The sequence below is a fragment of the Streptomyces sp. NBC_00154 genome, assembly GCF_026342835.1.
Taxonomy (GTDB): Bacteria; Actinomycetota; Actinomycetes; order Streptomycetales; family Streptomycetaceae; genus Streptomyces.
This window is the reverse complement of record NZ_JAPEMI010000001.1, coordinates 3788730-3801567: the sequence shown is the minus strand read 5'-3', so window position 1 is coordinate 3801567 and position 12838 is coordinate 3788730. Positions and strand designations below refer to the sequence as shown.

Annotated in this window: 9 protein-coding genes and 1 pseudogene; 9 read left to right on the top strand and 1 reads right to left on the bottom strand. The window is 67.3% G+C overall.

Annotated features, from left to right (window positions below):
* Positions 1-70: 70 nt before the first annotated feature.
* A complete protein-coding gene (locus tag OHA03_RS17130; protein WP_267008072.1) occupies positions 71-856 on the bottom strand; it encodes an SAM-dependent methyltransferase in 786 nt (261 codons plus the stop codon).
* Between the two features lie 216 nt (positions 857-1072).
* Between OHA03_RS17130 and OHA03_RS17125 the strand changes: the two are divergent.
* From OHA03_RS17125 to OHA03_RS17085, 9 genes and pseudogenes are all read left to right on the top strand, one after another.
* Positions 1073-3215 (top strand): annotated as a pseudogene (locus OHA03_RS17125) (bifunctional YncE family protein/alkaline phosphatase family protein); the annotation flags it as partial.
* A 661-nt stretch (positions 3216-3876) separates the two neighbouring features.
* Positions 3877-6279, top strand: a complete 2403-nt coding sequence (locus OHA03_RS17120) for a hypothetical protein (RefSeq protein ID WP_267004710.1) — start codon at positions 3877-3879, stop codon at positions 6277-6279.
* Positions 6280-6420: 141 nt separating this feature from the next.
* Positions 6421-7689 (top strand): SGNH/GDSL hydrolase family protein, encoded by a 1269-nt coding sequence (locus OHA03_RS17115; protein ID WP_267004709.1) that lies wholly within the window; start codon positions 6421-6423, stop codon positions 7687-7689.
* A 964-nt stretch (positions 7690-8653) separates the two neighbouring features.
* Positions 8654-9685: a tetratricopeptide repeat protein gene (locus OHA03_RS17110; RefSeq protein ID WP_267004708.1), complete on the top strand. Its 1032-nt coding sequence runs from the start codon at positions 8654-8656 to the stop codon at positions 9683-9685.
* A gap of 111 nt (positions 9686-9796) precedes the next feature.
* The gene (locus tag OHA03_RS17105) at positions 9797-10408 is read left to right on the top strand and encodes a hypothetical protein (RefSeq protein WP_267004707.1); all 612 of its coding nucleotides are present in this window, start codon (positions 9797-9799) and stop codon (positions 10406-10408) included.
* Positions 10405-10911: an adenylyltransferase/cytidyltransferase family protein gene (locus OHA03_RS17100; RefSeq protein ID WP_267004706.1), complete on the top strand. Its 507-nt coding sequence runs from the start codon at positions 10405-10407 to the stop codon at positions 10909-10911. Before OHA03_RS17105 ends, OHA03_RS17100 begins: the two co-directional genes overlap by 4 nt.
* Entirely contained in the window at positions 10908-11465 is a 558-nt protein-coding gene (locus OHA03_RS17095) for a 2'-5' RNA ligase family protein (protein ID WP_267004705.1), read from the top strand. The genes OHA03_RS17100 and OHA03_RS17095 overlap by 4 nt, the downstream gene beginning before the upstream one ends.
* Positions 11455-12135: an HD domain-containing protein gene (locus OHA03_RS17090; protein WP_267004704.1), complete on the top strand. Its 681-nt coding sequence runs from the start codon at positions 11455-11457 to the stop codon at positions 12133-12135. Before OHA03_RS17095 ends, OHA03_RS17090 begins: the two co-directional genes overlap by 11 nt.
* A 94-nt stretch (positions 12136-12229) precedes the next feature.
* On the top strand, positions 12230-12835 hold the full coding sequence (locus OHA03_RS17085) for a class I SAM-dependent methyltransferase (protein ID WP_267004703.1): 606 nt from the start codon (positions 12230-12232) through the stop codon (positions 12833-12835).
* The last annotated feature ends 3 nt before the right edge of the window (positions 12836-12838 follow it).

Sequence of the window (12838 nt, the reverse complement as noted above, 5' to 3'; positions counted from 1 at the left end):
TACTGTGCAGCCACGCGGAGAAAGAGGTCCGGGTGCGTCCGCCGAAGGGCATCGACACCACCTGCTCCGCTCACTTCACGCGCGCAACTCCCACGTAGAAACCACTCCGTTCGTTCTCCGGAGCCGGCTCCTCCTGGTACCACTCCGCGGCCGGCACCAGCCCCGGCGCGATGAGGTCCAGACCGTCGAAGAACGGCTCGACCTCACTGTGTGTGCGCATCCGCAGCGCGATGGCGCCCTTCTTGTACGCGGCCTCGGTCTCGGCGCGTAGCTCCGGATGCTGGTCGGCCGTACCGTGCGACAGGACCAGATAGCTGCCCGACGGCAGGGCGTCCACCAGGGTGCGGGTGATGCCGTACGGGTCCTGGTCGTCGGGCAGGAAGTGCATGAGCGCGATCAAGGACAGGGCAATGGGCCTGTCGAAGTCCAGCAGTTCACGGGCTCGTTCGAGGATCAGCTCCGGTTTCCGCACATCCGCGTGGATGTAGTCGGTGGCCCCTTCGGGGCTGCTGACGAGCAGCGCCTCCGCATGACGCAGAACGATGGGGTCGTTGTCCGCGTAGACGATCCGGGCCGTGGGCGTGATCGCCTGGACGATCTGGTGCAGGTTCGGCGAGGTGGGAATACCGGTCCCGACGTCGAGGAACTGATCGACACCCCGGTGCGCCAGCCAGGCGGAGGCCCGGTGCATGAATGCCCGGTTCCGCGCCGCATTTGCCCGCGCCTCCGGCGGCAGTTTCTCCCCCACCGTCTGATCGACCGGGTAATTGTCCTTGCCGCCGAGCAGCCAGTCGTAGACGCGCGCCGGGTGGGGTTTGCTGGTGTCGATCTGGGGGTTGAGCGGGCCGGCCGTCACAGGACGCTCCTCCGTACGGGAATCGCGGGCGGGAAACTGCGGCTCGTCCTGCCGCGAGGTCACCACGAGGGGAGCACCTGGTGGGCGGGGCGATCGAAAACAGCCTAGGCGAAGCGGAGTTCGACCGTTGTACGGACCACTGTTCTCCGCGCGACCAGCCGGGGCCAAAGGCCTGGACGGCGGTGGCTGTGACGAGCCGTGAGTGACGGACCGCCGGCAATCGGCGCGGCGACCGGGGCCGTCCAGCAGAGCTGGGCGGTGGGCAACGCCCCGCGTGACATGGTCAAGGTCGGCACCAAGCTCTACGTCAGCAACGAGGGCGGGCGTCCGGCGAAGCCCGGCGAAGCCCGGCGACACCACGATCAACTCCTACAACACCCAGGTGCCGGCCAGCCCGGTGACCGCTGCCACCACCACCGGCACGGTCAGCGTCATCGACCTGGCGAACCCGGCTGCTGCCGTCGCGAGCATCGACGTCGGTCTGCACCCGACCGCCCTGTACGCCAAGCACGGGGCGCTCTTCGTCACCAACACCGCCACCAACGACGTGTCGGTCATCGACACCGCCAGGAACAAGGTCGTGCAGACCGTCGCCACCCAGCCGTGGCCCGAGGCGTCGGTGGGCTACGAGCCCGACGCGGTGACGCTCACCGACGACGGTCACCTGCTGGTGACGCTCGGCCGCGCCAACGCGGTCGCCGTCTACCGGTACACGACCCCGCAGGAGCCGGTCAGCTACGTCGGTCTGCTCCCGACGGACTACTTCCCCGCGGAGATCGCCACTGTCGGCAACGAGGTGCTGGTCTCCAACACCCGTGGTATCGAAGCCCGCCGCCCCACCAACAGCGCCGGGCACGGCACCCACGACACGACGTCGAGCGTGCAGCGGTTCACGCTGCCGAACGACCGCGTCATCAAGTCCGAGACGGCCAAGGTCTTCAAGCAGAACGGCTGGAACGGCGGCGCGGTCACGCTGGCCAAGGGCAAGGGCAAGGGCAAGGGCCACGCGAAGCCGGTGCCCGTCCCGCAGCGGCTCGGCGACCCCTCGACGATCAAGCACGTCTTCCTGATCGTCAAGGAGAACCGGACCTACGACCAGGTCTTCGGTGACATCCCGCAGGGCAACGGCGACCCGTCGCTGGCGCAGTTCGGCGAGAACGTGACGCCGAACCAGCACGCGCCGACCAAGCAGTTCGGGCTGTACGACAACACGTACGACATCGGCACGAACTCCGCCGAGGGGCACAACTGGCTGATGCAGGCCGACAACCCGGAGTACACCGAGTCCTCGGCCGGTGAGTACGCGCGCAGCTACGACACCGAGGACGACGCTCTCGGCCACCAGCGGACCGGTTTCATCTGGACCGGTGCGCAGGCGGCCGGCAAGTCCGTGCGGGACTTCGGTGAGTTCCAGCAGTTCCTGACCAAGCCGTCGGGCGCGAGCTGGCAGAACCTGTACTGCGACTCCAAGAACATGGCCGCGACCGGTCGGGACACCGCCTACAAGCTGAACTCGTCCTCGCCGATCCCGTCGCTCAACGACGTGTCGGTGTCCGGCTTCCCGAAGTTCGACACCAGCGTCCCGGACGTCTACCGGTCCGAGATCTGGAAGCGTGACTTCGAGAAGAACGGGCCGGCGAACCTCAACATGTTCTGGCTCTCCAGCGACCACACCGGTGGTCCGGCGAACTCAGCCGCTCAGGTCGCGGACAACGACCTCGCGGTGGGCAAGATGGTCGACACGATCTCGCACAGCCCGTACTGGAAGGACTCCGCGATCTTCGTGGTCGAGGACGACTCCCAGGCCGGCCTCGACCACGTCGACGGCCACCGAGCCCCGATCCAGATCATCAGCCCCTGGGCCCAGCACGACACCGTCGACAGCCACTACTACTCGCAGATCACGATGATCCGGACCATCGAGCAGATCCTCGGGATCCACCCGATGAACCAGAAGGACAGCGCGGCCAGCCCGATGCGTGGGGCGTTCACCAAGAAGGCGGACTTCACGCCGTTCACGGCGCTGCCCAACCGGACCTCGCTGACCGCGGGTCTGGCGACCCCGCCTGCCTGCGGCCTGGACACCCCGGCGCCGCAGAACCCCGGTGCAGCGCCCGCGCCGTCGGCGACGGTACCGGCGGACAAGCAGGCGCTCGCGGCGAAGTGGGCGGACTGGAAGTCGAAGCAGCGGCTTACCGGACCCGACGCCAAGCCCGACTTCGCGAATCCCGCGCAGATGAACCACTTCACGTGGTACGAGACGCACGAGTGGAAGAAGCCGTACCCCGGCGAGGACAAGATCTTCGCGCCGAAGGACGTGCCGGGCGCCTACATCCCATCGTCGGAGTCCGACGGCTGACGTAGCCGGATCGCCTCAAGGAGCCCCTGGCCGGTGTCACCGCCGGCCAGGGGCTCCTTCTGTCCCCGAGCCTTCGCCGCGCGGTCGGCTGCTGCGACGGTCCGCCTGGGTGCACAAGATCAGACACAGTTGCCGCGCCCCGCTGCCGCACGACGCCAAAGAGCCCCTACCGAGTTTCCCCGGCAGGGGCTCTGAGCTGCGGTGGGCCGTTCGCGGGTGGGCCTGACCTGCACTCAAGCCGGCGTCGCACGAGCTCTTCCCAGCCGCCTGGAGATCATTTCCCAATTGCTTGCACAGGGCACCCAGAGGGGTCATCGAACCAGAGCTGCCAGGCTGCCACGGCATCGGAGGTCGGACCTTATCGAGGCAGATCGCACCTACCTCTAGGACTTGAGGGCAAGTTTCCGTACATTCATTGGATGTCTGACGCCCGCACGCCCTGGAGATTACGATGCGCAAAGCCGTCGCCGCATGCCTTGTTGCCGCTGCCGCCGCCTGTTTCGGCTTCACCGGTGGCCCACCCCGAGCTGCCCCCGAACCGGATACCTTGCACGTCGCGCCCGACGGTCGTGGTTCGGCCTGCAGTACACAAAAACCGTGCACTCTGGACACTGCCCGCCAACGTGCGAGAGCCCTGATCCCGGATGCCACCGGGGACGTCGTGGTCGAACTGCTGGGCGGGACGTACCGGCTCACCAGCCCGTTCCGGCTGGAGGTTCAGGACTCCGGCCGCCCCGGCCACCCGGTGGTGTATCGGGCGGCCGCCGGACAGACGCCGGTGCTGAGCGGCGCGACCCGGATCACCGGGTTCTCCCGGGTGGACACTGCCAAGAAGATCTACCGCGCCAAGGTCCCGGCGGGTACGGCCAGCCGGGCACTGTTCGTCAACGGGGTACGCGCGGACCGTGCGCGAGGGCCGAGGAACCCGTCCGGGTTCTCGGTGACCGCCACCGGGTTCACGACCAGCGACCCGTCGTACACCTCGTGGACGAACCCCGCACAGGTAGAGGTCGTCGAGAACAACGCCTGGAAGCAGATGCGGTGCCCACTGGCGTCCATCACCCGCTCCGCGGCCGGCGGTTCCGACCTCACCGTCGACCCCGCCTGCTGGAAAAACAACCACAGCTCGGTGCCCAACCCCGGATTTCCGTTCAACGGCGCGGGACTGCCCAGCATGGACGGCATCACGTGGCTGGAGAACGCGTACCAACTGCTCGGCACCCCGGGCCAGTTCTACCTCGACGACAGCGCCGACTACCTCTACTACGTGCCCAGAGCCGGCGAGGACCTGGCAACGGCGGACGTCGAACTGCCCGTGGCCACCGAACTACTCGACGCCTCGGGTACCCCTGGACACCTGGCGCCGGTGAACGACACCGACTGGCGAGCGGTCTACACGGGAAGCTGGGGCTATTCCAGTGGCCGGCACTTCGGTGACATGGCCGCTGATGTGCACTACACCTCCACCGACGGCGACGCGGTCGGCTACACCTTCAGCGGCACGGGGATCCAGGTCCTGTCCGAGACCAGCTCGGACGAAGGCGACGCGGACGTCTACATCGACGGCAAGAAGGTGTCGACGGTCTCCGGCAATGGCCCGGAGCGGCTCGCTCAGCAGGCCATGGTCTCCGTCACCGGACTGCCCAAGGGCACGCACACCCTGCGCCTGGTCAAGACCGGCGGAACGTATCTGCTGGTCGACGGCTTCACTGTGATCCCCGACGTGGTCGCACCCGTTCACGACCTCGTCTTCTCCGGACTGACCTTCGCCTACACCACATGGAACGCCCCTACGGCCGAGGGTTACGTGGACAACCAGGCCGGGGTGATCTGGGATCCGACAACGCGCACGCCGATAAGTATCCCCGCCGCGGTCCAGGTGCACCGGGGTGCGCGGATCACCTTCTCCGACAACCACGTCCAGCACACCGGAACCAGCGGGATCGCCCTGGCCGACCAGACCCAGGACTCCACGGTGAAGGCCAGTTCCATCACCGACACATCGGGCACCGGAGTGGCGATCGGCGAGGTCGACGATTACTACCAGACCGAGCCGGCGCTGATGACGAGCGGCAACACCGTGTCCCGCAGCGTCGTGCAGTTCCCCGGCCAGGAGTACCAGGACGCGGTCGGCATCTGGGTCGGGCACAGCACGGGAACCGCGATTTCACACAACGATGTCGGCTATACGCCGTACTCCGGCATGTCCATCGGCTGGGGCTGGGGCTGGGCGTCGAACTGCACACTGCAGGCTGCGCAGGGACTGCCCGACCCGTGCCTGCACGGCACCACCTACACCGGGGGAAACCAGATCATCGGTAACCACGTACACAGCGTGATGGGCGCGCTGTTCGACGGTGGACCGATCTACACGCTCGGCGGCCAGTCCGCACCATCGGAGTTCGCCGGCAACGTCCTGTCGGAGTGCATCAACGGCTGCAACATGATCTACCACGACGAAGGAAGCTCGCGCTGGAACACCCACGACAACGTGGTGCGCTTCAGCAACGGGTCACTGTGGACGAACCTGTGGACGCCGAGCATCCATGACGACTCGATCCACGACAACTACAGCGACACCGCTTCCTATAACAACAGCGGCACCAACATCGCCTTCCAGCAGGCCACCGTGGTGGCCGACGGGAACTGGCCGCCGGCGGCGCAGGCGATCGTGGACGCCGCAGGTTCCGGCACCCTGCCGGGCAAGGTGGTCGACGACGACGACCTGCGCGTCTCGTACGCCGGCAGCTGGTCGTCGAGCGGGTCCCGCGGTATCGGCGACCTCGACAACGGCGTGCACTACACCCAACAGAACGGTGCCGCCGCCACGATCACCTTCACCGGCACCGGGTGCAGCTTCCTGACCGAGACCAACGCCGACGAGGGCGACGTCGGCATCACCCTGGACGGCGTCTCGAAGGGATCAGTCAGCGCGAACACCTCGGAGAGGCACGTGCAGCAGAAGGTGTACGCGACGTCCGGACTGACCGCCGGCCGGCACACGTTGACGGTGACCAAACTCAGCGGGACCTATCTCCTGGTGGACGGCTTCACGCTGAGCTGATCGCCACTGAGCGTCACTCATCGCCACCGATCACCGCGGAATCCGCCCCGGCCCAAACAACCGAGCCATCGGCCGCCGACTCCGGGTGCCCTGACGTCCGCGTCCAGGCACCCGGTCGCCGACCAGGAGAAAAGGTGAACCATGCTTGTCACGAAGAGAAGAACGCTGCTGACCCTGCTTGCGACGACCGCCGCCGTCGCTGGGCTCATGGGAGGCGCGCCCTTCGCCGCCGGCCAGCCGACCGACAGCTACTCGGCCAACTCCCAGCCGGCCACCTCTCATACGCTCAACGACCAGCGGGTGACGGCATGGGCGCCCAGCATGACGATCGGCGGACCGAACTTCAACGACCAGACCATCCGGATGGTCGCGCACTCCAGTGTCGACGGAACCGCACTCCGTATCCACCTGTCCAATCTGCGCAGCACCATCCCGCTGACCGTCGGAGCGGTCAGCGTCGCCGGACAGGCCGGCCGCGCCACGGCGGTCGCCGGATCGCAGCGCGCGGTCACCTTCTCCCACAAGATGTCCGTCACCATCCCGGCCGGGGCGGAACTGGTCAGCGACCCCGTGCCGATGTCCGTCAAGGCTGAACAGAACGTCCTGATCAGCATCTACCTGCCGCACGCGACCAGCTCCGCCACCTGGCACTCCGACGCCTTCGACACCAGTTACCTGTCACTCCCGGGCGACCACACCGCCGACACGGGGGACGGTAACTACATCGCGGCGACCACCTCCTGGTACTACCTCTCCGGGCTCGACGTGATCTCGCCCCACGCCCGTGGCACCGTGGTGGCCTTCGGCGATTCCATCACCGACGGCTACAACACCCCGGCGGGGGCGTACCACCGCTGGTCCGACTACCTGGCCCGGCGGCTGTCCGGAACCCAGCCGATGGGTGTGGTGGACGCCGGTCTCGGCGGCAACCGCCTCCTGACCGACGTGCCCAACATCTGGCAGGGCATCAGCGCCACCAAGCGTTTCTCCCACGACGCGCTGGGCCAGCCCGGGGTGCGGGACGTGATCCTTATGGAGGGCATCAACGACATCGGCAACAACGCCGGCCCGGGCGGTGCCCCGCTGACCGCGCTAGATCTGATCAATGGCTACCGGAATCTGATTCAGCAGGCCCATGCCGCCCACGTCCGGATCATCGGCGGCACCATGCTTCCCGACAAGGGTGCGGGCTACTACAGCGACTCTGCGGAAGCCGTACGCCAGGCGGCCAACAGCTGGATCCGGACCAGCGGGGCCTTCGACGGCGTGGTCGACTTCGAGAAGGCCCTCGCCGATCCGACAGACCCGGCAGCCCTCAACCCAGCCTTCGATTCCGGGGATCACCTCCACCCGAACGAAGCCGGGATGCAGGCGCTGGCGAACGCGGTCGATCTGTCCCTGCTGAAGTAGGCCGCCGACTCGCATTGACGCCCCCGGGGCGCCCCACCCGGCAGCGGACACCCCGCTGGCGACAGTCCCAACCCTCAGGCGCCGAGTCGCAGCCCTCGAATGCGCGCGCTCTGGCATTCGAATATCGGCACGCCGCGGGACCGCAGGAATCTGACTCCACGCCCGCGGTCCCCGCGGTCCATTCCCGCCGGCACAGCAGGCTGACCTTCACTCAAACGACTAGACCCCGGTCAGACCATGACCGTCTGACCGGGATCTCGTGAACCATTCCGGGATCAACCCGTGAACGGCCCTGTGCGGTGGGCCGTTCACGGGTGGGTCTGACCTGCACCTACGGAGGCTCCCGTGCTGGCCTTCCCCAACCATTCGAAATTCATTTCCCGACCATGTGTACGGCACACCTAGGAAGGTCTACACGCCCGCCGGCGCTGCAGTGCCGAGGATCCGCAGCGCCCGTGGACGCCCCTGTTCGCCGAGGGCACGCACCACCTTGCCTGCCCCTGCGTCGATGCAGCAGCACGACCTGCCGGTGCAGGTCCTTGAGCAGAGCGGCGTGATCAAGCGACGCAGACCTCGTACGGTCTTCCTCGGACGATACCGGCGGAACCTCTCCATCCCAGACAACAGGGCCGTGGCCTAACGGTCCGTGCACCCGTCCATCCTGCCAGCTCAGGCCGGAGCGCAGGGGGTCGTGGAGAGCTGCCTCCGGAGCCGGTACCGGGGGCTGGACGGACCGCATCCGCCCGGGACGCTCGCGGCCGTGTGCGTACACCGGCGGGCGTCGCCGACCGTGACCGCCGTGGCGGGTGTATCTGACTCAGTTACGAGTATCGGGATCTGGCCATCACGCGCGCGAACTACTCGTCCCGTACTGGCCAAGGCACCGGGGGCTTGGCATACTCGCCGCACCGACAGGCCGCCGCCACGTCTTGGGCGGGTCCTCACGGTGGGGGGAGGTCATCCGGTGTTCTTCCACGCTACCGAGCAGCCCGAGCCGCCGGGTATCGAGGATGTCGCCAATCTGGCCCTGCAGATGAGCTTGGGCATCGTCGCCGTCGTCACCCTGCTCATCGGCGTGGTCGCCGCCTTCGGTATCCGCGAGGTCAAGGACGTCCGGAGACTGACCACCCAGGTCCGGCAGGAGCTGGAGCAGTCCGAAAGCACCCGCGCAGCGCTTGAACGCCGCCTGAGCGACTTCGAGGCGGACTTCGAATCGATCGTGCTCGCGGCTCACCTCTTCCACGAGGGTGAGAACGCCTATCGTGCCGCCGACTACGACCGGTCCATCTCGTACTACGAGCAGGCCCTCACCCTGCAGCCCGAGAACAGCAAGATACACATCCGGCTGGCCCGGGCTCTGATCAACAAAGGTCTGAACAGCCGGGCGGAACGAAGCCTGCGTGCCGCTCTGAGGAAGGACGAAGAGAACTCCGACGCCTGGCGGGCACTCTCCACGGTCAAACGCTATGTGGACATCGACGAGGCCATCCGCCTCATGGAGAAGGCCCTGGAGTTCGACGGGATCTCGGTCGACAACTGGAACTACCTCGGACTGCTCCTACGGGATGCCGAACGGTTCGAGGAATCGCTCAACGCACACGAGCAGGCGTCCCGTCTGTCACCCACGGACGGCATCACCTGCTTCTACAAGGCCCTGATCACGCTCCGTATCGGGCAGGTGGATTCGGCGAACCACGAGTTCTACCAAGCCCAGCTCCACGCGGAGGCGGCCCGGCGGGTGAACCGGATCAAGCCGATCTGGGCCCATGTGATCCGGTGGTCCTATCTGCACAGTCTCGACGACCGGGCGCACGAGGAGGAGGCGGTGCGACTTGCGGGCACGCTGGCTGATCTCTGCCACGAGCGCCGGAACAGCCTGGCGGTCATCGGTCACATGCTCTTCCACCTCCGGAGCCGGTCTGTCGACCACCGCACCGATGCCTCGATACAGCAGTTCCCGCCGGAGCACGTGGCCGAGGCAGTCGGCACGAACTGACCGGAGAGGGCAGCGGACGACGAAGAGCGGAAGGTGCACGTGCAACTCTCAGAAAGCGTCAGAATCGAATTCGCAGGTATGCCCAAGAGCGGGAAAACCACCGTCATGGACGTGCTTTCCCATTACCTGCGCAGAGTGGGACTGCCCGTGGCCGAATTCCACGGCGGCGGGCGATACGCCCCCATCGGGAAGAGCGACCTGGGCCGCCTCAACCTCTATCTGGCGTGCGAGGCGGTCAGATACTGCGTATCCACCCACGCGGAGGGATCGGCGCCTCGCATCCACCTGCTCGACCGAGGGCCGGTCGACAGGACGCTGTTCACCCGCACACTCCTGTCGATGGGCAGAGTCACCCCGGCACACGCCGAGACCGTCGAGCGGCTCGTCGACATGCCCGAGCTGCGGGACGAGATAGCGGTGTGTTTCGTGTTCACCACAAGCCCCAAGGTGAGTCTGGCCAGGGAAGCCGCCAACAAGCTGACGACGGAGCAGGGGCGGGTTATGAGTGACGCCTTCCTGACCGGTTTGCGCGGCACGGCTCTGCGATTCACCGAGGAGCACGCGCGCACGAACTGTGCACAGCGGGTGGTAGCCGTGGACACAGAAGCGATGAACGGCAGGATCACGGAGACGGCGCGTCAGGTGCTCGAGCCCATCGCGGCGCTGCTCCGGGAGCAGGGGGTCCACCTTCCTCCGCCCGCGGACAACGGAGGCAGGCCATGAAGGCCGAGGCTGCCCTCGTCACGCCTGTCGATCTCGCATCCGCCGCGCTGCGCTCCGAGGCGGGACGTCTCGTGCTGGTCAAAGGGGTGTTCGACCTGACCCACTACGGTCATGTCAGGTCGCTGAAGGCGGCGAGGGAGCTCGGTGATTCACTGGTGGTCGCGCTGGCGGGGGACCGCTCGGTGACGCGCAGGAAGGGCACCGGGCGGCCCGTCCTGAACATCACCGAGCGCGTAGGCATCATCGCCGGGCTCCGTGTGGTCGACTACGTGACCGTCTACGACGACGTGTCACCCTTCGACCTGCTGGCCACGGTGCGCCCGGACCGTTTCTGTGCCACACACTTCACCTTCCTCACCCCACGCGAACGCGACGATCTGCGGGCCCTCGGCGTGGAACTCACCCTGCTGCCGAGGCCCCCTGAGAGGTCGACCAGCGACATCATCGGCGACATACTCCAGGCGTATTCCGGCGGGCAGACACAGGAAGGCCGCAGCAGATGAAGGCAGGCGTTAATTTCCCCGTCACCGGGGCAGCACGGAAGGCCTGTGACGAGTTCAACGCGAGGCTCCTTGCGCTGACCAGCAGCAAGGTGTCCTTCGGCACGAACGGCAACTCCTCTCCGCACGTGACGATCGCCATGGGAACCCTGCGCAGCGGCGGAGACCTGGAGGCACTGGTGGCTGCGGTCGAGCGGGCGGTGTCGGGGTTCCACGGTGGCGGCGGCCCGCCGGTCATGGCCTTCGGACCGGTCTACCGGGAGGACCTCACCGGCCACTACGTCTTCGCCGACGTGACGTTCCCGGAGCGGGTTCAGCAGTGGCGGACGCAGACGCAGCACGACCTGGAGGCCTTCTTCGTCGAACCTGCCCGCACCACCGACGTCCCCCACCTGACACTGGGGCACGTCTCGGACGATGTGGATAAGGTCGATGCCTTTCTTCACGCCGGACGCCTCGCGATCCCGGAATGCGGCCTGCTCTCCGTCGACATCTCCATGAGCGGCCCGAAGGGCATCAAGCAGTCCGTTCTGAGGAGTCTGCCCCTTGCCCTCTGAGCTCGCCGGCCTCCTGGACGGCTTACGCCGGGAGAACGGCACCCCGGAGTCCTACGCGAGGCGGGTGGCCCGGACCGCACGGTCACTACCCCCGGAACCGAGGCGCCTCGTCGACGGATGCGACGAGTCCGTCGCACGTCTGCACGCAGGCCAGAAGCGAGGTGACGGCGCACCCTATGTCATCCACCCCCGCAGAGTCGCCCTCATCGCCACCGCCCTGCGGCACCGAGAGGACCTGGCGGACCTCCTTCTCGTCGCGCTGCTCCACGACGTGGTGGAGGACTGTGGCGTCTCGCCCCACGAGATCCGGGCCCGCTACGGCCCCCGAGTCTCCCGGGCGGTAAGCCTGCTGAGCTCCCCGGGTCCCCCCGGGGAGACGCCCGGGGAGCAGAAACGGCGCAAGGAGAACAAGGCCCGGAAGGTCGAGGCGGAAGGAGGGCTGACGTTGACGGTCCACATGTCGGACATCCTCGACAACGTCGTCTCCTGGCGCAGACTGGTGCCGTCGTCCCCCGCATGGCACAAACTGCCGCGATGGCTCCGGCAGGCCGACGACTGGTACATCCCCCTGGCCGAAAGGCATTTCCCGGCCGTGGCCGCCGAGCTGCGCCAGGAGGTGGACTTTGAACGGAGCCGAGGGATCACCGACGACCACGGCAACCGGTCATGAGGTGCGGCGCTCGGGCAACTTTCTGGTTCTGGTGGGGGCTACGGGACCCGGACCCCGGATCCTGCGCTTTGAGGGGCGCTCGTGGTTCCGCTTCATGGACCGCCTCTATTCGCCCACCCCGGTGCACCAGCTGTCCCCGGACGAAGTACAGGAACTCTGCGAGCTCAGGCTGGCGCGCTCCGGCTCGCTCATCGACGAGCGGCTGTACGCGAAGGTCGTCTCGGCCCTGACCGTCACGGCTGCCGCCCACACCAGCACTCCGGGAGCGATCCTCGACCTCGGCACCGGTGACGGGCGTGCGGTCCCCGCCTACCGTTCGGTCTTCGCGAACAGCCGCATCTACGGATGCGACATGAGCGCGGCGTCCCTGAGGCGGCACGACAGCGGCACGCCGGTCGTCCAGATATCGGGCAACGGGCCTTTGCCCTTTGCCGACCGGACCATCGACCTCGTCCTCGCCGCGTTCGTGTTCCACTTCTCCGTCCCCGTGCCGCTGCTCGCGGAGCTGCCACGGATACTTCGCATCGGCGGTGTTCTGGCCGCGACCGTCTACGGTCCGCAGGCTTCCTCGCTCGCGGGGCTCCTGCGGGCCGCGCGCCTGGAGCTGGTCGGCATGCGGCAGGTGAGGGGCGCACCTGGGCACTTCGTGTTCACGGCGCAGCCGGCGGGGCCTGAGGCCCCGCACAACGGGGGAGCCTGAGCC